Source organism: Adhaeribacter terreus (genome assembly GCF_042657365.1).
In the GTDB taxonomy this organism is placed as follows: domain Bacteria; phylum Bacteroidota; class Bacteroidia; order Cytophagales; family Hymenobacteraceae; genus Adhaeribacter_A; species Adhaeribacter_A terreus.
The window spans coordinates 202,505-224,243 of the sequence record NZ_JBHSKT010000002.1; the positions used below are offsets into that span (position 1 = coordinate 202,505).

Genomic DNA, 21,739 nt, shown 5'->3' on the forward strand with positions numbered 1-21,739 from the left:
GTTTAAAACTAATTTCGGGTTAAAATTTAAAAACCCTCAACAACCGGGGCTGTTGAGGGTTTCTTTCAATGTGCGGATGGAGGGACTCGAACCCCCATGCCTCGCAGCGCTAGATCCTAAGTCTAGTGCGTCTACCAATTTCGCCACATCCGCGGGTATTCTGCTTTTCCTTTGAAAGCGATGCAAAGGTAAAACAGATTTTTTTTCTATGCAATACCGTTTCTCAAGTTTTTTCTATAAAAATGACGTCGTTTTGGTAAGCGGTTTAAAACGAGCATATTAAAATGTAGGGACAGGTCAAGCCCTGTCCCTACAGAATATATCTATTTGAGTTTTTAATTTGAATTATATACCATTTTATTCATTGCCGTCTGCTTTAGCTGAGGGTTGCCAGCAGAATTTCCCATCTTCCAAAAAAACAGTATCCCTTTTTTCATAAAAACTCGCGTATAACCTGATATCTTTACCGAATTATTTTCCCCGAACCAATTCTGCGTAAGCAGAACCGAATACTTATATTTAGGAATGATCGATCCTGAAGCTGAACGCAAGGAAATTCTGCGCCATTACCGCCGGATTTTAAAATACGCCAAACCTTTCCTGAAAGGCAACGACGCCAAGCTCATTAAAAAAGCTTTTAATACCTCCGTAGAAGCGCATAAAGACATGCGCCGCAAATCGGGCGAGCCTTATATTCTGCACCCGCTTGCCGTGGCGCAGATCGTAGTGGAAGAAATTGGTCTGGGCCCAACCGGCATTGTGGCTGCGCTGCTGCACGACGTGGTGGAAGATACCGAAATGGAAATCTCCGACATTGAGCGCGAGTTCGGGCCGAAGGTTGCCAAAATTGTAGAAGGCTTAACTAAAATTTCCGGCGTTTTCGATTACGGCACTTCGCAGCAAGCCGAGAACTTCCGGAAAATGCTGCTCACGCTTTCCGACGACGTACGCGTAATTCTGATCAAAATAGCCGACCGTTTGCACAACATGCGAACCCTGGACAGCATGCCGCGCGACAAGCAGCTCAAAATTGCTTCGGAAACCATGTATCTGTACGCGCCGCTGGCCCACCGTTTGGGTCTGTATGCCATAAAATCTGAGCTCGAAGATCTATACCTGAAATACACCGATACCGAAACGTATAAAGATATTTCGAACAAGATCCGGCAAACCCGCAGTTCCCGTACCAAATTCATCCGCGATTTTACGTTGCCTATTGAGGAAGAACTACACAAGCACGGTTTCGATTTTGAGATAAAAGGCCGCCCGAAATCCATTTATTCCATTCTGAAAAAGATCAAAAAGCAAAACATCACCTTCGATGAAATTTACGATCTTTTTGCGATCAGAATTATTCTGAATGTGCCGCACGAAAACGAAAAAGCCGCCTGCTGGCAGGTTTATTCCATCGTAACGGACCATTACCAGCCCAACCCCGACCGCCTGCGCGACTGGGTGAGTACGCCAAAAGCCAACGGCTACGAAAGTTTGCACACTACTGTAATGAGCAAAACCGGGCAGTGGGTAGAAGTGCAGATCCGGAGCAAACGCATGGACGAAATTGCCGAAAAAGGTTACGCTGCGCATTGGAAATACAAAGCCGGCGGTCCGAGTACATCTGAAAGTGCTTTGGAGCAATGGATCAACAAGGTGCGGGAAATGCTCGAAACCAACGACTCGAACGCGCTGGAATTCATGGACGAGTTCCGGAAAAACCTGTTCGTGGAAGAAGTTTTCGTGTTTACCCCGAAAGGTGACCTGATCATTCTGCCCGATAAATCTACCACGCTGGATTTTGCCTTTGAAATTCATACCCAAATCGGTTTGCAATGTTTGGGCGCGAAGGTGAACCAGAAACTTGTGCCGCTCAGTTACCGCCTCAAAAACGGCGACCAGGTAGAAATTCTGACTTCAATGAAACAAAAACCGGCTGATGAATGGCTGAATTTTGTTTCTACTTCCAAGGCCCGCGCTAAAATAAAAGACTTCCTCCGCGACGAGAAAAAGATCCGCGCCGAAGAAGGACATATTCTGGTAGAAAGCCAGTTGGCCAAGCTCGGCATTGAAAGCAATCATCACAACCTGAACCGTCTGCTGATCCATTTCAACGTGCATAGTTTACCGGAGCTTTATTACCGTGCGGCTACAGATAAATTGGATCTGAATGAAATTAAGGAAGATATTTTCGATCCGCAAAGCGAAGCTTCCAAAGCCGTTTCTAATAAACTGGAACCCAAACAATTTGAACTGGAAGTACAGAAAGCGCGCGGCCTGAACACCGATATGCTCGTGATCGGGGAAAATACCTCCCGGTTCGATTATAAAATTGCCACCTGCTGCAACCCGATTCCCGGCGACGATGTGTTTGGCTTTCAGACGGAAGAAGAAGGAATTATCATTCACCGTACGTCGTGCCCGGTTGCAATAGAACTACTGGCTAACCACGGAAACCGCATTGTAAAAACCAAGTGGACCGATCAGCAGGAACTTGCGTTTCTGGCTGGTATCCGCATAAAAGGTTCCGATCGCGTAGGTCTGGTAAACGACGTAACCCGCATCATTTCCAACTCCCTGAAAGTGAACATGCGCTCCATCACCATCGATTCCGAAGACGGTTTCTTTGAAGGTAACATCATGGTTTTCGTGAACGATACCGCGCATTTAGATAAACTCATTCAACGGTTAAGCAAAGTGAACGGCGTGTTGCTGGTAGAAAGGTTTGATTAGAATATTTCGTAACGTAGGGTTTAAACCCTACGCTACGAAATAAAATACATTTAAAAAAAACGCTACCCAAAACCACAAAAAAAGTCTGGCTCTACAACCAGACTTTTTTGCTTTAAAACGGTAGCAGTTTCAGGTAAAAAACTGCTTATAAAGTCGCCAGGAAAGCCAGTGTATCTACACCATCGGCATAATCCCAAACCATCGGGCATTGGGCTTGACCAAACGAAAAACTTTTCGGGTACCAGCCCGCAGAAGAAACCACGCATTGCGTTTTATGTTCCGCTTCCGTCATTTTTCGGTAAAGATCGGGCAGGCCATTAAAGGTTTCGTAATGAATAACCGAAATAGGGGAGACCGGTTGTGGATTTTCGGTTAAAAGCAGGAAGCCATTATCGAAATGCGGCACGCCGTTCACCAGCAGAATAGATTTGTTGTAGTCGTAATTATTCTGGTAGCGGTGGTGGTCTAAAACGGTTTTGTAGCTTTCAATGCTCTCAAAAAATTTATCAAAACGGTAGCCTTCGGGCACAAAAAACTTGGAAATGTTGCGGCAGCCCAAACCATAATACTGGAAAATATCCTGGCCAAGCTGGTGCAGTTCTTCTTCGGTTTCAAAGCCGCTTAAAATGGCCACGCTGCTGCGGTTCTTGCGGATGATGTGCGGGCGGCTGGCAAAATAATATTCAAAATAACGCGCTGTATTGTCCGAACCCGTAGCAATGATGGCTTCCGATTCCTTCAGCAGATCGGCAAACGTAATGTAATAGCCAAACCGCGGCTCAATTTTCAGCAGTTCATCTACCACAAATTTTACCAAATGCGGATCGTCGGAGCTGGTTTTTACCAAAGCATGGTGCCCGGAGATCAATACGCTCAGCAGATCGTGAAAACCAACCAGCGGAATGTTACCAGCCATTACAATACCTACTTTTCTCGGCGAAGTCTGCGGAAAATCGTACACGAAAAGCCACTCGTGGAGATACTGTTCTTCCAGCAGATTGGCAATGCCCTGAAAAGCAGCGGTTACGTTGGGCAGATCGAACCAGGAATTGGCGTTCCGTGCACGGGAAGCCAGGTATTGCAGTTCGTCTGGCGAAAGGCTTTTTAAGCGTTGGCCTAATTTTGCAAAAGCTTCGATCCGGTTCTCTAAGGTCATATTTTCTGATTTGAAGATAGGGAGATTTGAAAATTGTTTTTCGCAGCTCCGGTTAAAAATGGTACTGAAAATGATGATAAAAGTCATTTTCGCGGGAATAATAACTCCCGAAATTTGATTACGTAGGAGATTGTTCCTACTTTTGCGCCGCGAAATTACGGATAATAAACTTTAAAAATATAAAACAGGAGATACGATTATGGCGATAATGATCACAGATGAGTGTATTAACTGTGGCGCCTGCGAACCGGAATGCCCGAACACCGCCATTTACGAAGGTGGTGCCAAGTGGACATGGGGCGGCGGAACAAGCTTAACCGAAGTAGAAATTGACGGCGGCGAAGTAATAGATGGCAAAGCCCCGCAAACCCCTATTTCGGAAGAATTCTACTACATCGTTTCCGATAAATGCACCGAGTGCGTAGGTTTCCACGAAGAGCCGCAGTGCGCCGCCGTTTGCCCGGTAGATTGCTGTGTAGACGACCCGGATTACCGCGAAACCCAGGAAGAGCTGGCCGCAAAACAAACCTGGTTACACGCCAGTTAATTCGTTGAAATAGTTGAAAATTTCTTTAAGTAGAAACCCGCTCCGGCGGGTTTCTTCATTTAAAAGCATGCCGTTTTTAAGCAAAATCCGGAATTCAAAATTTCAAAACACACAAAAAGCAATTTATTAGAATTTTCACGCCTATCGCCAGCGCAGCGCAGCACGAAAATCACGTTACCAAAGAAAGCTAAACTAAAAAGAAGCAGACTACGGAGGGAAATGATCCCAGTTTCTGTGAGAGCGGCCTCCGCACTTTCCGACTTTTGCTTTAGCAAAATTGCGCAAGCAAAGGAAAGGGTGAGACGCGAACGCAGAAACGAAGCCCGCCCGGCTTGAGGGAGAAAATTGCCGATGAAAGTTTAAAGTCAGCCTTTTAGCAGAAATGGCGTTTCAAAAAACGCTAGCACTTTTAGTTGAAAAACTGCTGCCCGCCAACGAGGTCCTTCAGAGCTACGCTCGCAATCTTCGCGCTCCCGCGCTCAATTGTGCTCAGGATGACAGAAATGGTATGCTTTTCAGCCAAAAAAGTCAATAGCAAGAATTTCTACCAACTTGACGAGATCTCTCTTCACGTCGAAATGATAGAAAAAACGGTATGTTTTCAAGCAGAAAAACTCAGAAATGCGGTTTCATAAGTTTCCTCGACTAGCGCTCAGAATGACCAAAAACGCTATGCTTTTCGATCAAAAAACACCTTGAAACAAAATCCCTTCCGCTACATCTGAAAAAATCCCTAATTTTGCTTTTTACAGAAAACCGCCGGTTTAGCCGGTATGAACCCGGAATAAGAAGACTCTCTTTTTCAGATCTTCAGATTTCCAAATCTTCAAATTGCAAAACAGATGTCGATAGCCAAAACCTATAACCCCAAAGAAACCGAAGAGAAGTGGTATAAAACCTGGATGGAAAACGGCTTTTTCCGTTCCAAACCCAATCCGCGCAAGCAGCCATATACTGTAGTAATTCCGCCGCCAAACGTAACCGGTGTACTCCATATGGGCCACATGCTCAATAATACCATTCAGGATATTCTTGTTCGCCGCGCGCGCATGCAGGGTAAAGAAGCGTGCTGGGTTCCCGGCACCGACCACGCTTCTATTGCAACAGAAGCCCGCGTAGTGGCTATGCTCAAAGAAAAAGGCATTGCTAAAACCGACCTCACCCGCGAAGAATTCCTGGAATATGCCTGGGAATGGAAAACGAAATACGGCGGAATCATCCTCGATCAGCTCAAAAAACTCGGCGCTTCCTGCGATTGGGACCGCACCCGTTTCACCATGGAGCCCGACCTGACCGATGCTGTAATTAAGGTTTTCGTAGATCTTTACCGCAAAAATAAAGTGTACCGCGGCGTGCGCATGGTAAACTGGGACCCAATGGGCCTTACTGCTATTTCCGATGAAGAAGTAATTCCGAAGGAAACCGTAGCCAAAATGTACCACCTGCGCTATTTCCTCGAAGGACCATCGCAGACCATGGGCGCCGATTATATTACCGTTGCCACGTCGCGCCCGGAAACCATTATGGCCGACGTAGCCGTAGCCGTGAACCCGAACGACGAACGCTACAAATACCTGATCGGCCGCAAAGTAATGATCCCGTTGCTGAACCGCGCCATCCCGATCATTGCCGACGATTACGTAAGCATGGATTTCGGAACGGGCTGTTTGAAAGTAACTCCTGCGCACGATCTGAATGACTACGAACTGGGGCAGCGCCACAACCTGCCGGTAATCGATATTCTGAACGACAACGGAACGCTGAATGAAAAAGCCGTGCTCTACGTTGGTCAGGACCGTTTTGCCGCGCGCCGGAATATCGTAAAAGATCTGCAGGAAGCTGAATTACTGGCCGATGTAAAAGAATATCCAAGCATTCTGCAAACTTCCGAAAGAACCGGCGCCGTAATTGAGCCGAAACTTTCTATGCAATGGTGGGTGAAAATGGACGCTATGGCAAAACCTGCGCTTGATGCCGTAATGAACGACGACATCAAACTGCACCCGCCGAAATTCAAGAACATGTACCGTTCCTGGATGGAAAACGTGCGCGACTGGTGTATTTCCCGGCAGCTGTGGTGGGGACAACGGATTCCGGCTTATTATTTACCGGATGGCACGTTTGTAGTAGCCCAGAATATTTCCGAAGCCTTGGATCTGGCCCATACGCAAACCGAAAATCCGGACTTAACCGAAGCCGATCTACGTCAGGATGAAGACGTTCTGGATACCTGGTTCTCGTCGTGGCTGTGGCCGATCTCCGTTTTCGATGGTTTCAAAGATCCGGACAACAAGGATATTAATTATTATTACCCGACCAACGACCTCGTAACTGCTCCGGAAATCCTGTTTTTCTGGGTGGCGCGCATGATCATGGCTGGTTACGAATACCGCAAGGAAATGCCGTTCAAAAACGTGTATTTAACCGGTATCGTACGCGATGCGCAGGGCCGCAAAATGTCGAAATCATTGGGCAACTCACCCGATCCGTTGGACCTGATCGAAAAATACGGCGCCGACGGCGTGCGTACGGGTATGCTTTACAGTTCACCGGCCGGAAACGACTTGTTGTTCGATGAAAAACTTTGCGAACAAGGCCGTAACTTCAGCAACAAGATCTGGAATGCGTTCCGTTTAATCAGCAGCTGGGAAGTTGACCAAACGCTGGAAAACCCGAACGAAACCGCCATTGCCTGGTTCGAAGCGAAATTCAACCAGGGCCTGAGCCAGATGGAAGAACATTTCGAGAAATTCCGGATGTCGGATGCGCTCATGACGGTTTACAAACTGGTTTGGGACGATTTCTGTTCTTCATATTTAGAAATGATCAAGCCGGCCTACCAGCAACCGATCGACCCGCACACGCTGAAAGCCACGCACAATTTCATGGAGAATATCCTGAAAGCGTTGCACCCGTTCATGCCGTTCATTACCGAAGAGATCTGGCACGAATTAAAAGAGCGCCCGATAAAAGATTGCTTAATCGTAGCACCATGGCCGAAAGTTGGCAAAGTAGACGTAATTCTGCTCGAAAAAATGGACCGCGTGTTAGACGTAGTAGCCGGCATCAGAAACATCCGGAACCAGAAAAATATTCCGAACAATAAAGCTTTGCCGCTGCACATTAAAACCCAATCTGCGCACTACTACGAAGGTTTTGTAAGCATCATCACTAAACTGGCCAACCTCGAAACAGTAAATTACAGCGAAGATTCTCTGGAAAATGCCATCAGTTTTGTAGAAGGTCCGGATGAGTTTTTCGTGCCGATGGAAGGCAATATTGACCTGGCTGCCGAAAAAGATCGTCTGGAAAAAGAGCTGGAATACGCCAAAGGTTTCCTCGATGCAGTTAGCAAAAAACTGAGCAACGAGCGTTTCGTAAACGGTGCGCCAGCCATTGTGCTGGAAAAAGAATACCAGAAAAAAGCCGACGCCGAAGCCAAGATCAAAGCTCTGGAGCAAAGCTTAGCTTCATTGGTTTAAAAACGATATAGTTTTCGGCTCAAAAAGTCGAAGCTGCTAATATTTTTAAACCTCACAGGTCTCCAAGACCTGTGAGGTTTTTTGTTTAAAAACGCTATGGTTTTGGCATCAAAAAGTCAAAAAAAATCAACTGGCGCAAGTGTGAAGCGAAAGTGTCACTTGTGTCTTTTACACCTTGGAAGTCTCCAGACTTCCGTGAACCAGATTTCATATTCATGCACACGCAAGTCTGGAGACTTGCTTTTGTCTTAAAGTCACAAGTGACGCTTTCGCTTCACACTTGCGCCAGTTAAAGTTGCTGCCAAAAAACGCTATGCTTTCACCCCAAAAAAGTCAAAACCTTCAAAATCACAGTTGTTTACCAATCGGATTCCCGCTTTTTCAGAATTATGCTGTATCTTTCGGGCCAAAAATCTGAAACCGACATTAACCTTTTTGTATGAAAGCATATATTTTTCCGGGCCAGGGGGCGCAGTTCGTGGGCATGGGCAAAGACCTTTACGATAATTTTTCGCTGGCTAAAGACATGTTCGAACAGGCCAACGAAATTCTGGGTTTCCGCATCACCGACCTCATGTTCAGCGGCACCGACGAAGAACTGAAGCAAACCAAAGTAACCCAGCCGGCCATTTTTCTGCACTCCGTAATTCAGGCTGCCGTTATGCCGGATTTCAAACCCGATATGGTAGCCGGTCATTCTTTAGGTGAATTCTCGGCTTTGGTTGCCAATAAAGTGCTGAAGTTTGAAGATGCCCTGAAACTGGTTTCGCAACGTGCGCTGGCCATGCAAAAAGCCTGCGAACTGCAACCTTCTACCATGGCTGCAATTTTAGGTCTGGATGATGAAAAAGTAGTGGATATTTGTGCTTCTATTGAAGGCGAAATTGTGGTTGCCGCAAACTTTAACTGCCCGGGCCAATTGGTAATTTCCGGCTCTATTAAAGGCGTTGAAATTGCCTGCGAATTGATGAAAGCAGCCGGTGCCAAACGTGCTTTAATTCTGCCGGTTGGTGGTGCGTTCCATTCGCCATTAATGAAAAGCGCCGAACAGGAATTAGCGTTGGCCATCGAAAATACCGAATTCAACAAAGCCATTTGCCCGGTTTACCAGAACGTAGATGCCCGTCCGCACATAGATTCTGAAGTAATTCAGGAAAACCTGGTAAAACAACTTACGGCTCCGGTTCTCTGGACGCAATCTGTGCAACAAATGGTTGCCGACGGCGCTTCGTTGTTCATTGAATGCGGACCGGGAAAAGTGCTGCAAGGCTTGGTAAAAAAGATCAACAAAGAATCGGAAGTTGCTTCGGCGGTAGTTCCGGCTCCAACCGCTTCGTAATAAAAATGGTAGCATTTTAAGCTAAAAAAGTAAAGCCGCCCGGAAATTTTTTCGGGCGGCTTTTTTTTAGTTACGTTGCATTACAGGTCAATTCTGCCGTGATGATAAAGATGGGCTTCCAATTTATCGGGGCAGGATTGCAGGAGTTCGTAAACTGATTTACGAAGTGTAGGATGCACCAGATCGGGCGCAATTTCGGCTAAAGGCAGCAGCGTGAACCGGCGCAAATGAAGTTGCGGGTGCGGCACCGAAAGGTTTGGCAAGTTCACCCGTTGGTCGCCAAAAAACAGAATGTCAATATCGAGCTCGCGCGGTCCCCAATGTTCGGTTCTGATGCGGCCGGCGGCTTTTTCTATCTGGTAAATTTGCGCTAAAAGTTGCTCGGGCAGGAGGGAAGTCTGCAGTTCTAAAACCTGGTTCAGAAAAGCCTGTTGTTCCGTATTTCCCCAGGCCGCCGTTTCGTAAACCGACGAAAGATTTTTGATCTCGCCTGCGCTTTTTTTCAGCGAAGAAATAGCCAGATCCAGGAAAGCCAGGCGGTCGCCGATGTTGCTGCCTAAAAGTAAGAATGCGTTGGTCATGGCTATATGTTTTCGCGGAAAAAGGCTATCGTTTTTGCAACCACTTTTTGCAGATCTGCGGGCATTTCGGGTTTATCGTAAGGGTGGCAAGCTCCGAAACTATGATCGGCATTTTCTACTACAAACAATTCGGAATTTGGTTGTTCGCGGTGCAGTTGTTCGGCGCAGGCCAGCGGCAAAACTTCGTCTTCGGAACCGTGCACAATTAAAAGCGGCTGTTGCAGTTTACTGGCGGCCAAGCTTACGTTGTAACGATCGCCGTTGGCCACGTAATCTTCGTAAAGCTGGTATTTGAGCGGCATTTGCACGTTGGTGCGGCCATTAAGGTTATACAAAACGCCTTCAGCTTCCCATTTTTTCAGAATATCTTCGCCCCAGCCCGGGTTCATATCGCATACGCTGGCCCAGGTTGTTACGGCTTTTATGCGCACATCTTCGGCCGCTTTCAGCAACACCAATCCGCCCCCGCGACTATGCCCGATGATGCCTGTTTTATCCAGATCGAGCTCATTTCTGAACGAACAGGCATCACTTTCCAGAAAATTCAAAAGCGTATCCACGTCTTCCATTTCCAGCGAAAAATTGTTGTTCCCGAACGCTTCCAGGTCGTGCAGGTCCGAGTCATCTTCGGGAGAAGTGCCGTTGTGCGAAAAATTCATTTTGATGAACGCAAAACCTTGCCCGGCAAAAGTATCAGCCACTAAATTCCAGCAGCCCCAGTCTTTGAAACCTTTAAAACCATGCACAAAAACGACGACCGGTTTGGGTTTGCCATCAGAAAGAAAACGGGCATCGGCGGAGTACCGGCGGCCGTGCGGAGGGTGCAAAACAAGCGAATGTTTGTGAAGCGGAGCCATAAGGGTAGAATGTAGGGTGGAAATAAGAGAAATAATCCGGGTTTTACAAGCGCCCGTTTGGAATAAATACGGAACCGTGGTAATATTGTGCTACCAAGAAAATGAAGATCAGTTTAAACCAGATCCAGGCCCCCATTGCCGCCGAAATGGAATTGTTTGAGAAGAAATTCCGCAGTTCCATGCAAAGCCGCGTACTCTTGCTCGATAAGATCATGAGTTACATTGTAAAGCGCAAAGGCAAGCAAATGCGGCCCATGTTCGTTTTCTTCACCGCCAAACTCTGCCGCCACGGCGAAATTACCGATGCCACTTACCGCGGCGCCGCTTTAATTGAACTGCTGCATACTGCTACTTTGGTGCACGACGATGTGGTGGATGATGCCAATTACCGTCGCGGCTTTTTCTCGGTAAATGCGCTCTGGAAAAACAAAATTGCCGTTTTAGTTGGCGATTACCTGCTTTCCAAAGGCCTTTTGCTTTCGCTCGAAAACAACGATTTTGACTTGCTGAAACTGGTAAGCAATGCCGTGCGCGAAATGAGTGAAGGCGAACTGCTGCAAATTGAAAAAGCCCGTCGTCTGGATATTACCGAAGAAGTTTATTTCGATATCATCCGTCAGAAAACCGCTTCGCTCATTGCTTCCTGCTGTGCCGTTGGCGCCGCTTCCGTAAATTCTTCGGCAGAAGTAATTGAAAAAGCGCGTTTGTTCGGCGAAAAGGTAGGCATTGCCTTCCAGATAAAAGACGATCTTTTCGACTACGGCACCGCCGAAATCGGCAAACCCGTTGGCATCGACATCAAGGAAAAGAAAATGACCTTGCCGCTGATCTACGCTCTGCAAAACACCGATTGGCTCACCAAGCGCAAAATGATCTACCTGGTAAAGAACAACAACGGCAAAAACGACCGCGTGCAGCAGGTTATTGATTTCGTGAAAAGCAGCGGCGGCCTAAACTACGCCATCGAACGCATGACCCAGTTCCACCGCGAAGCCCTGGAAATCCTGCGCACCTTCGAACCCTCGCCATCCCGGACTTCCCTTGAACAACTCCTGGCCTACACCATCGAGCGCGAAAAGTAAAACTCCTGAGTTTTTTGGCTTACATCCCTACCGTTTTGGGGCGGAAACGTTATGCTTTTCTAGTTGAAAACTAACTACTAGAAGCTATAAGTTCTGCTTGCAGTTTCTCTTTTTGGTAAGCTAAATTTCCACGAAATCCATTGATCCGCTTCATCCGAGATCAGAAACGCTATACTTTTTGCTCTGAAAAGTCGGGTTGTTGGCTGAGTTTTTTTCGCAAGTCCCTGGCATCGAATTTTCTTCGGATGTATTGATTTACCGGTTCTTCGAAGAAGTAGTAAATAGCAATGGAACAAGCTATCAGAAAAAAGAAAGCTGAAATACGGCTGGCATGTACGTGAAAGTAAAACGCTTCGAAAAACCATCCCAAATGAATTAGATAAAAGGCATAAGAACTTTTGCCAAGCACCTGAAATAATTTTGAGCTCAACAGTTTGCTGAACAAAGTTCGTTCAGTAAGCAAGCCGTAAAACCAACAGGTTATAGCGATCGGGAAAATGAAATTATTGAATAACAGGAAAGGGGAAAACGGAAATTCAAAAATAAATTGCTGCCCGATAGCATAACCGATAATTATTAATCCGGTAATTATTCCCAGACTTCCCAGCCAGGTAAATTTGCTGCCTTTTCTTTCATGGTTTTCCTCAGATTTTAAACGTTTCGAGAGCAGGTAGCCGTAATAAAATTCAAAAGCTCTGCCAAAGATCGACCAGCCTAACATGAGTTCATAACTACTCAAAAATGATGTTGTACCAGCTTGTTTTGCCAGAAAAACGAATATACAGCCTAGACCAAGAAGCAAAATAATTGTAATGAACCCAATTCTTCTGAAAGCCAGAAAAAGTAGTGGAGCCAGCAGGTAAAAACTTTCTTCCACCGTCAACGACCAGCCTTGCAGAATGCCGGTATATTTCTCATTTTCAAAGAAGGCTTTCAGCAAACTCAGGTTTAGAAACCATTCCCAACCCGAATAATTCTTCTGCCACAGCAGCATAAAAACCGAAAGCACCAGGTAAAGCGGGTAAATGCGGGCAAACCGACGCAGCATGTAACTACCGAACGCTATGGTTTTTTGCTGTAAAACTGCTTCATACCGATACGCAATTAAAAATCCGCTTAGCACGAAAAAGATCGTTACGCCTGCGCCTCCACCAGTTACCAGTTTTTCCGCAAGTTCGGGTAAATTCCAGCTGTCTTGCCTTACATGATGTACATAAACCAGATAAGCCGCCAATGCCCGCACGCCCGTTAAAGCCGGGAAATAAGCGGTTTGCTGTTGCATCAGGGACGGCGTGGTGGAATTCAAAACGGTAGGTTTATTGGCTTAAAAAGTGAATTGTAGTTTAAAAACGCTATGCTTTTTGCTGCAAAAAGTCGGGCTGTTTCATCTTTTTTCGCAATTCCCGGGCATCGAATTTCCTTCTGAGGTATTGGTTTGCCGGTTCTTCGAAAAACAGGAAAATAGCAACCGCCGCTGTGCTTATGAGCAGGAATGAAAAGAGTTTATTGGTGGTAATATTGAAGTAGATGAATTTGTAAAATACGCCGGCATGAATAAGGTAAAATGCGTAGGAACTTTTGCCAAAAATCTGCACCGGATTTAAACTCAAAAACCGGCTGAGCAAGGTTTTTTCTGTAACTAATCCAAAAAATAGAAGCGCAATGCCAATTGGTAAAACAAAGTTATTAGCAAGGTTTTCGGGGGTGGCTGGAAATGGAAATGTAAATTTTTGGGTATGGGCAAAAGCGACCAGGCTAAAAGCTGCCAAAGCAGATAATACACCAATTATTGTGAAAAAACTGCTTTTTTTATCCATATCCGGATTGTTTTTCAAATAAACAGCAAGCCAGTAACCGCAGTAAAATTCGAAGCACCTTCCAAAAAAAGTATATTCCATCATGAAAGGGAAATTATTCATGAAAGATAATCCGCCTGCCTTTTGCGATAGCATTACCAGGCCTATTCCAAACAGTAAAATTAAAAATACCATAACCACACTGAGTTTCCGGAAGCCCAGGAAAAGCAGGGGAGCGCTAACGTAAAAAACTTCTTCCACGGTAATAGACCAGGCCTGAGCAATACCGGTAAATTTTTCCGCATCGAAAAAGCTCTTTAACAAGGTCAGGTTTAAAAACCACTCCCACGCCGAATCATTCCTTTGCCAGATCAATACTATAATAATTAGCGTCAGGTAAAGCGGGTAAATACGGGCAAACCGCAGGAACATATATTTGCTGAAACGTATGGTGCTGTTCTGAAATGCCGTTTCATACCGATATGTGATCAGGAAACCGCTAAGCACAAAAAATGCCGGTAAAGCCACGTGAAACGTGTATAATATCAGGTCAAGTATCTCGGGAAGTTGCCCCGCTTTAGGCCGGTAGTGTTGCGCAAAGATCATGCAGGCCGCCACCGCCCTTACGCCCGTAAGCGCCGGGAAATAGCCGCCAGGCTGGTTTACATGAGAATTTGCAGGAAAAGCCAACGTGAAAAAAAATCTGAATCGGGGTGTAATAACCAGCAATTTAACAGGAAGCAATGGTATTTCAACTTTTTTCTGTCGGAGCGGTTAAAACGGTAGCATTTCAGGCCTGAAAAGTGCCGGAAGGAGGGTGCTTAATTAGAATAGTTTTAAACAACTTTCGTTATACTTAAAATTTTGTTAATAAAAGCACATATTCCTTACATTTGCAATTAATAGATAGAAAATTAACTATAAACCCGAATATACAAAAATGGCATTCGATTTAGACATGATCAAGGCGGTTTACGCCGGCATGGGCGATAAAATCGCAGCGGCACGTACAATTGTAGGTCGTCCGCTTACCATGACTGAGAAAATTTTATACTCCCATTTATTTGATGGTAAAGCAACGCAAGCCTTCGAAAGAGGAAATTCATACGTAGATTTCGCTCCGGACCGCGTTGCCATGCAGGATGCTACTGCCCAGATGGCCTTGTTGCAGTTCATGCAGGCTGGTAAAGCCAAGGTTGCCGTTCCTTCTACCGTACACTGCGACCACTTAATTCAGGCTAAAATTGGTGCCGAGCAGGATCTTCAGATCGCAAATACTGAAAACAAAGAAGTTTACGATTTCTTAGCTTCAGTTTCTAACAAATACGGCATCGGTTTCTGGAAGCCAGGCGCTGGTATCATTCACCAGGTTGTGCTTGAAAACTACGCATTCCCGGGTGGTATGATGATCGGAACCGACTCACATACACCAAATGCTGGTGGTCTGGGTATGGTTGCGATTGGGGTTGGTGGCGCCGATGCGGTAGACGTAATGGCAGGTATGGCCTGGGAATTGAAATTCCCGAAAGTAATTGGTGTGAAACTGACCGGCAAAATGAGCGGCTGGACTTCTGCCAAAGACGTAATCCTGAAAGTGGCTGGTATTCTGACCGTGAAAGGCGGAACCGGCGCTATTGTAGAATATTTCGGCGAAGGCGCCAACAATCTTTCTTGTACGGGTAAAGCAACGATCTGTAACATGGGTGCCGAAATTGGCGCTACTACGTCGTTGTTCGCTTACGATACTAAAATGAAAGATTATCTGAACGGAACCGAGCGCGCTGAAATTGCTGCTTTAGCCGACCAGGTTGCCGAACATTTACGCGCTGACGATGCCGTTTACGCAGATCCGGCTTCTTATTATGACCAACTGATCGAGATTGATCTAAATACCTTAGAGCCGCACGTAAACGGTCCTTTCACACCAGATGCTGCGTGGCCGATTTCCCAGTTTGCTGCTGCAGTTCGTTCGCACGAGTGGCCTGCTAAACTGGAAGTAGGTCTGATCGGTTCGTGCACCAACTCTTCTTACGAAGACATTACCCGTGCGGCTTCCGTAGCTAAACAAGCTACTGACAAAGGCTTAATGGTAAATGCTGAATTTACGGTTACGCCAGGTTCTGAATTGGTTCGTTACACCGTAGAGCGCGATGGTTTATTAGATACATTTGCCGAAATGGGTGGTGTAGTTTTAGCCAACGCTTGCGGACCATGCATCGGCCAGTGGGCACGTCACACCGACGATCCGAAACGTCGTAACTCTATCATTACTTCTTTTAACCGTAACTTCGCGAAGCGTAACGATGGCAACCCGAACACGCACGCTTTCGTGGCTTCTCCGGAAATTGTAACGGCGTTTGCTATTGCCGGCGATCTTACTTTCAACCCGCTTACTGATACGCTGAAAAACAAGAACGGCGAAGACGTAATGCTGGATGAACCACAAGGCGTAGAAATGCCGGTTAAAGGTTTTGCGGTAGAAGATGCAGGTTTCGTAGCTCCGGCCGCCGATGGTAGCCAGGTGAGCGTGATCGTAGATCCTGCTTCTGACCGTCTGCAATTACTGGAAGGTTTCCAGCCTTGGAATGGCCAGGATCTGACCGGCATGCGTCTGCTTATCAAAGCGCAAGGCAAGTGTACTACTGACCATATTTCTATGGCTGGCCCGTGGTTGAAATACCGTGGTCACCTGGATAATATTTCCAACAACATGCTCATCGGTGCGATCAACGCATTCAATGGCGAAGCAAACAAAGTGAAAAACCAGCTGGTAAGCGGCACACCATATGCAGAAGTTCCTGCAGTTGCCCGTACTTACAAAGCTGCCGGTATCGGTTCGGTAGTAGTTGGCGACGAAAACTACGGCGAAGGTTCTTCAAGAGAGCACGCTGCTATGGAGCCACGTCACTTAGGCGTTCGCGCGGTACTGGTAAAATCGTTTGCCCGTATTCACGAAACCAACCTGAAAAAGCAAGGTATGCTGGGGCTTACGTTTGCCAACAAGGAAGATTACAACAAGATCCAGGAAGACGATACCATCGATATTGTTGGTTTAACCGATTTCCAGCCGGGTAAAGCGCTGAAAGTTGTATTACACCACGCCGATGGCTCTACCGATTCTTTCGAAGTGAACCATACTTACAACGAAGGTCAGATCGCCTGGTTCAAAGCCGGTTCTGCTCTGAACCTGATTCGTTTGCAAGGCGCCACCGCATAAGCAAAACGGTATCCTTTTTAACGAAAAAACCTGGCTGGAAACAGCCAGGTTTTTTTGCTTTTCAGGGTTCTGAATTACAAAGGTTAAATTGAAAACGCTATGCTTTTGAGGTGAAAAACTCCAAAGGCGAAAAAAAAGCGCAACCGGTTCAAGTTGCGCTTTTCATTTATAAAGAGTTTCAGCAATTATCGCACTATCTGAATTTTCTGCGTTTGTATCATCCCGTTATTCCGGACTTTCAGCACATATAAACCAGTAGCAAGCCCCGAAACATTTAAAGTAGATTTCGATCCGGGTTTTAGGGTTTTAAAAGCTACCGATTTTCCTACAGTATTTATAAGTTCCAGGTGCGTTTCGGTTTTAGAAAAGTGCGCTGGCAATTCAAGCTGCAAAAGATCGGAAGCCGGGTTTGGATAAACTTTGATGGGTGGCGTTACAAAGCCAGGTTTTATGCCGGTATTTGGTTTAGCATAATATTGCAGTTGAGCGGCTTGTGCGCTTGCCTGCAGATCGGCTAAACTGTCGCCGGCTAAAATTGCGAGGGCAATAATAGCGGTATCGGCAGGAGCGAGGTCCGGTAATTTTTCCCCGATCACAAACGAAACATCGTTACCGGAAGCCAGCGTGCCAGCCGTTTTGCGTGCAACACCTCCCGCCAAAGCCTGGTATTTTTCGGCGTTGGTAAAACCATTCGAAATATCGATGGTACCGGCTGGTGGCGTCGCAAAATCAAAAGCATAGAACGATGGGGCGCCCGGCGTAATTAATTTTATGCCGGCAAAATGCGTGGTTTTGGTTATATGATGTGCGTACCCCATTTTGTTCACCGAATCCCAGGCGGCTACGTTGCGCGCAGCGTCAATAATATCCCAGTCGGCATACATACCAGCATACAGGTTTTGCAGCGTGTCGGTGCTCTGGTTTATTACCTGGTATTCCATGATCACGAATTTATCATTTGGTGCATTTTCCCAGGCCAGCCCTTTATAAAACACTTTCACACCAACAGTAGTAACGCGTTGCGGAAAGGAATCCTGCATCATGCCTTCGGCCATCTGATCGGCACGTGGTAGCGCATTTACAAAATGAACGTTGTTCAAAGAATAGAAATCTCCATCCGGGTCGAAGTTCTCATTGCGCACATTATCGGAAACCTTGGTTGGGGAAGTTCCTACCATAAAGCCGCCTTCAGCCAGTAAATTCTGCAGTTTGTAACGCACGCCATTTCCCTGTTCCGGGTTCATATCGTTGTAACCAATATTGCCGCGGCTGGTAACTGTAACGTCTACTTCATTTATATCGATGGTTACAAAATCCGGGTTCAGGAACATTTCATAATATTCGGAATCGGTGTAAGTACCATCGGTATAATCGAAGCGGATCGCAATTTTTTCGTTTACCGGCGTATTGGCGGCTAAAACAAAGCTGAAAGGAATAGTAGTAGTTTTACTGCTCAAAGTTGCCATAGCACCAGCCGGAAAATTTCCCTGAAACACGGTTAAATATTGGGAGGAGGAACTTACCACTACATCCAGGTTAGCAAGCGGCGCCAGGTAATTTTTAAACTCTACCGTTAAATACAAGGTGTCGCCGGGGTGATGTACGCCTTTTTTATTAGTATTTATCTCCGTATAGCGCACCGATTTGGCATTGATTGTGCTTAACGCTTTGGCTACATCCAGCAAACCGTGGCCTAATTGTCCGGTGAAAGCAGCATTTGCGGGTAAACTGTAAATATCGGCATCGGCAGTAGTGCGGATCTGTTCCGCTATTTGCAGCGCATTAAACTGCGGGAATTTCTTTTTGACCAGCGCCGCTGTTCCAGCCACCATCGGGCAGGCATAAGACGATCCATTTCCCTGCACGTAGGCGCTGTCGTGGTTGTTAGAGGTGGTTAAAATTCCTAATCCGGGTGCCACAACATCTACTTTATGCCCAAAAGTCAGGGCTTTGATATTCTGTTGATCCGTAGTACCCACCGAAAGCACGTTTTTATAAGATGCCGGGTAGAAATCCAGTTTCGCGCTATTATTTCCGGCGGCAGCAATTACCACCCGGTTTTTATTGATTGCCGCATAATTTATTACGTCCTGTTCATAGAGCGAAGGCGGATAAACGCCGCCCCACGAAAGGTTGATCACATCGCAACCATGGTCGGCAGCAAAAACAATGGCTTCGTAACCGGCAAAAGTGCCGGTAGGAGTGGTCGGGTAAATTTTGATAGGCAGGAATTTACTTTTGAAACCAACACCTGCAACGCCTTTATTATTCTGCGTAACGGCAGAAGCCACACCGGTAACTCCCACGCCATGGCCGCTGGCATCAGCGGTAGCATTGTTATCGTTATCAGCCATGTCCCAGCCCCGGAAATTATCTACGTAGCCATCCTGATCGTTATCAATTCCATCAATTGGATCAGCGTAATTGTATTTCAGGTTGCCTTTCAGATCTTTGTGCGAATACCGGATGCCTGTATCCAGAATCCCGATCACAATGGAAGTATCTCCTTGTTCAAAATCCCAGCCGCGGTAAGCTTTAATATTCTTTAAATGGTATTGCTTTACAGTTGCAGTAGAATCGGAGAGCGGGTCGTTGGTCTGGAAAAGCGGTTCTAAAGCATTCAGCGTTTCGGCATAAGCCAATACACCAGTTTTAAGCAGCATTTTCTTAGCGTTTACCAGCGAAGCATTTTTATCCAGTTTTACTTCGTAGATCAGCGTCAGGTCTACAGCTCCGGGTTTATCGGCCGGCAAGGTTGCTTTCGGGTATTTCTGTTGTACGCTGCCGGCTTTTATAGTAGCAAGTGCTTGGTTTAAAGCACTTAATTGAATGGTGTTGCCTTTGGCGTAAGTTTTATATTCGGGCTTCAGCTTAAAAACCAGTTTGCCGGGAATGGATTTAACCGGCGCCGGATTTTGGCCCAGAACTGTTTTTATGCTAAAAAATGGTAGCAAAAAAAGCAGCAAAAAGTAAAAACGTTGCATAAAAACGGAATTGAAAATCGGTTTAGAAAAGCTTTAATTTCAGTTGAGTAAATAAAGATCGGTAAAAATCTGGTAAGGGGTGGTAAGTTTAATACTAATGCCTTAATTTTAGGTTTCAGAATTTCTATTCTGGAGCAAGTTAGTAATTAAATTGCTTAACAACACCCGAAATCATTTCTGTTCTTCAATAGCAACATGACCAACCTGAAAGAAAAACACCAGTCTGCGCTCGATGCCGCGATCAAAGCTTTGCACGAACGCAAATTCTTTACGTTATACCCGGAAAATCCGTCGCCGGAAATTTACGGTGAAACGGCTGATAAAGAAGGCCGCGATAAATACAAAACCTATTTGAACAACAACTTTGCGGAGTTGCTGCAGGAAAACCCGGAGAAATGGGTTGGCCAGGAAGATTCGCCTTATACGCAGGAAAAACTGGGCGTAAAATACCCGTATTTCTCGACCGAAACCCTGATCAGCCGTGCTGAAAATGCGTTTCACCAGTGGCGTAAAGTATCGCCGACCGACCGGGCTGCGGTTTTAGTAGAATCTTTGGAGCGTTTGAAAAGCCGTTTCTTCGACATTGCTTACGCTACCATGCACACCACCGGCCAGGCTTATATGATGTCGTTCCAGGCTTCGGGCCCGCACGCTGCCGACCGCGCGTTGGAAGCCCTTGCAGCCGGTTTCGAGGAACAAACCCGTTTCCCGAACCAGACCGAATGGGAAAAACCGATGGGTAAATACAACCTGAAACTGAACAAGATCTGGGTAGCCGTTCCGAAAGGAATTTCCCTGGTAATTGGCTGCTCTACCTTCCCGACCTGGAATACGGTGCCGGGCATGTACGCGAGTCTGGTAACTGGCAACCCGGTAATTATCAAGCCGCACCCGAAAGCAGTTTTACCAATTGCCATTGTAATTGCCGAAGTTCAGAAAGTGCTGCAGGAAAATGGTTTTGATCCGAATATCTGCCAGTTAGCCGTAGATGCGGAAGATCATTTAATCACCAAAGAACTGGCTGAAAACCCGAAAGTGAAACTGATCGATTATACCGGCGGAACTACTTTTGGTAACTATGTGGAAAGCTTGCCAGGCAAAACGGTTTTCACCGAAAAAGCCGGCGTAAATTCCATTATTTTAGATTCTATGACCGACCTGGATAAAGTAGCGCAGAACTTAGCGTTTTCTGTTACTTTATATTCGGGCCAGATGTGTACCGCGCCGCAGAACTTCTTTATTCCGGAAACCGGCGTAATGGTAAACGGCGAAAACGTGCCTTACGAAACCGTAGCGCAGAAACTTGCCGAAGCCGTAACCGGCCTGGTAAATAACCCGAAAGCTGGTCCGCACGTGCTCGGCGCCATTCAAAACGTGGCCACTTCTGACCGCGTGAAAGATATGGCAGCTATGAAAGGCAAAAGCGTTTTAGATTCCTGCCAGATCCAGAACCCGATGTTCCACGAGGCACGTACCTGCAGCCCGGTAATTTACGAGGTGAATGCCGAAGACAAGGAAGTGTACAGCAAAGAACTTTTCGGCCCGATCGTGCTTTTGATCAAAACCAAAAACACCGACGAAAGCATTGCCCTGGCCAAAGAAATGGCGATGGAGCACGGGGCAATTTCCTGCGGCGCGTACACGACAGATGCTGCCGTAAAAGAAAAAATTATGGATGAAATGAGCTTGGCCGGAACTCCGGTTAGCTTCAATTTAACCGGCGGTATTTACGTGAACCAGAACGCCGGTTTCTCCGATTTCCACGTTACGGGCGGAAACCCGGCTGGTAATGCTTCTTTCACGAATCCTGAATTCGTGATCAAACGCTTTACCTGGGTTGGTTTCCGGGAGCCGATCGTTGGGTAGTTTTTGAGCTTAAAACCATAGCGTTTTTAATAGAAAAACCCTGAAGCATAAGCTTCGGGGTTTTTCGTTGTTGAGCTAAAAATTTGTAATTGATATTTTTATAAT

Annotated in this window: 13 protein-coding genes and 1 tRNA gene; 7 read left to right on the forward strand and 7 right to left on the reverse strand. The window is 46.2% G+C overall.

Going from position 1 to position 21,739, the window contains the following annotated elements; all coding sequences use genetic code 11:
• Positions 1 to 71 precede the first annotated feature (71 nt).
• Positions 72 to 153: transfer RNA gene (locus tag ACFPIB_RS03810), tRNA-Leu, on the reverse strand.
• 372 nt (positions 154 to 525) lie between these two features.
• Between ACFPIB_RS03810 and ACFPIB_RS03815 the strand changes: the two genes are divergently transcribed.
• The gene (locus ACFPIB_RS03815) at positions 526 to 2,727 is read left to right on the forward strand and encodes a RelA/SpoT family protein (protein WP_378016103.1); all 2,202 of its coding nucleotides are present in this window, start codon (positions 526 to 528) and stop codon (positions 2,725 to 2,727) included.
• Positions 2,728 to 2,872: 145 nt separating this feature from the next.
• Here ACFPIB_RS03815 and ACFPIB_RS03820 read toward each other — a convergent pair whose 3' ends face one another.
• The gene (locus tag ACFPIB_RS03820) at positions 2,873 to 3,883 is read right to left on the reverse strand and encodes an acyl-CoA reductase (protein ID WP_378016104.1); all 1,011 of its coding nucleotides are present in this window, start codon (positions 3,881 to 3,883) and stop codon (positions 2,873 to 2,875) included.
• 199 nt (positions 3,884 to 4,082) lie between these two features.
• On the opposite strand from ACFPIB_RS03820, the gene ACFPIB_RS03825 reads away from it, so the two are divergent.
• From ACFPIB_RS03825 to fabD, 3 genes are all read left to right on the forward strand, one after another.
• Positions 4,083 to 4,430, forward strand: a complete 348-nt coding sequence (locus ACFPIB_RS03825) for a 4Fe-4S binding protein (protein ID WP_378016105.1) — start codon at positions 4,083 to 4,085, stop codon at positions 4,428 to 4,430.
• A gap of 842 nt (positions 4,431 to 5,272) precedes the next feature.
• Entirely contained in the window at positions 5,273 to 7,912 is a 2,640-nt protein-coding gene (locus ACFPIB_RS03830) for a valine--tRNA ligase (RefSeq protein ID WP_378016106.1), read from the forward strand.
• A gap of 439 nt (positions 7,913 to 8,351) precedes the next feature.
• A complete protein-coding gene (gene fabD / locus ACFPIB_RS03835; RefSeq protein WP_378016107.1) occupies positions 8,352 to 9,251 on the forward strand; it encodes an ACP S-malonyltransferase in 900 nt (299 codons plus the stop codon).
• An 80-nt stretch (positions 9,252 to 9,331) separates the two neighbouring features.
• Here fabD and folK read toward each other — a convergent pair whose 3' ends face one another.
• On the reverse strand, positions 9,332 to 9,832 hold the full coding sequence (folK, locus tag ACFPIB_RS03840) for a 2-amino-4-hydroxy-6-hydroxymethyldihydropteridine diphosphokinase (protein ID WP_378016108.1): 501 nt from the start codon (positions 9,830 to 9,832) through the stop codon (positions 9,332 to 9,334).
• Positions 9,833 to 9,834: 2 nt separating this feature from the next.
• On the reverse strand, positions 9,835 to 10,689 hold the full coding sequence (locus tag ACFPIB_RS03845) for an alpha/beta hydrolase family protein (protein ID WP_378016109.1): 855 nt from the start codon (positions 10,687 to 10,689) through the stop codon (positions 9,835 to 9,837).
• Positions 10,690 to 10,790: 101 nt separating this feature from the next.
• On the opposite strand from ACFPIB_RS03845, the gene ACFPIB_RS03850 reads away from it, so the two are divergent.
• Positions 10,791 to 11,771, forward strand: coding sequence for a polyprenyl synthetase family protein (locus tag ACFPIB_RS03850; protein WP_378016110.1), 981 nt, complete (start codon positions 10,791 to 10,793; stop codon positions 11,769 to 11,771).
• A 169-nt stretch (positions 11,772 to 11,940) separates the two neighbouring features.
• Here the strand turns inward: ACFPIB_RS03850 and ACFPIB_RS03855 are convergent, their stop codons facing one another.
• Both ACFPIB_RS03855 and ACFPIB_RS03860 read right to left on the reverse strand, forming a co-directional pair.
• Positions 11,941 to 13,077: an acyltransferase family protein gene (locus tag ACFPIB_RS03855; RefSeq protein WP_378016111.1), complete on the reverse strand. Its 1,137-nt coding sequence runs from the start codon at positions 13,075 to 13,077 to the stop codon at positions 11,941 to 11,943.
• A 46-nt stretch (positions 13,078 to 13,123) separates the two neighbouring features.
• Positions 13,124 to 14,257, reverse strand: coding sequence for an acyltransferase family protein (locus tag ACFPIB_RS03860; RefSeq protein ID WP_378016112.1), 1,134 nt, complete (start codon positions 14,255 to 14,257; stop codon positions 13,124 to 13,126).
• Between the two features lie 250 nt (positions 14,258 to 14,507).
• On the opposite strand from ACFPIB_RS03860, the gene ACFPIB_RS03865 reads away from it, so the two are divergent.
• Positions 14,508 to 16,784, forward strand: a complete 2,277-nt coding sequence (locus ACFPIB_RS03865; RefSeq protein WP_378016113.1) for an aconitate hydratase — start codon at positions 14,508 to 14,510, stop codon at positions 16,782 to 16,784.
• A gap of 185 nt (positions 16,785 to 16,969) precedes the next feature.
• Here the strand turns inward: ACFPIB_RS03865 and ACFPIB_RS03870 are convergent, their stop codons facing one another.
• Entirely contained in the window at positions 16,970 to 19,738 is a 2,769-nt protein-coding gene (locus ACFPIB_RS03870; protein WP_378016114.1) for a S8/S53 family peptidase, read from the reverse strand.
• A 225-nt stretch (positions 19,739 to 19,963) separates the two neighbouring features.
• On the opposite strand from ACFPIB_RS03870, the gene paaN reads away from it, so the two are divergent.
• On the forward strand, positions 19,964 to 21,634 hold the full coding sequence (gene paaN / locus ACFPIB_RS03875) for a phenylacetic acid degradation protein PaaN (RefSeq protein ID WP_378016115.1): 1,671 nt from the start codon (positions 19,964 to 19,966) through the stop codon (positions 21,632 to 21,634).
• The last annotated feature ends 105 nt before the right edge of the window (positions 21,635 to 21,739 follow it).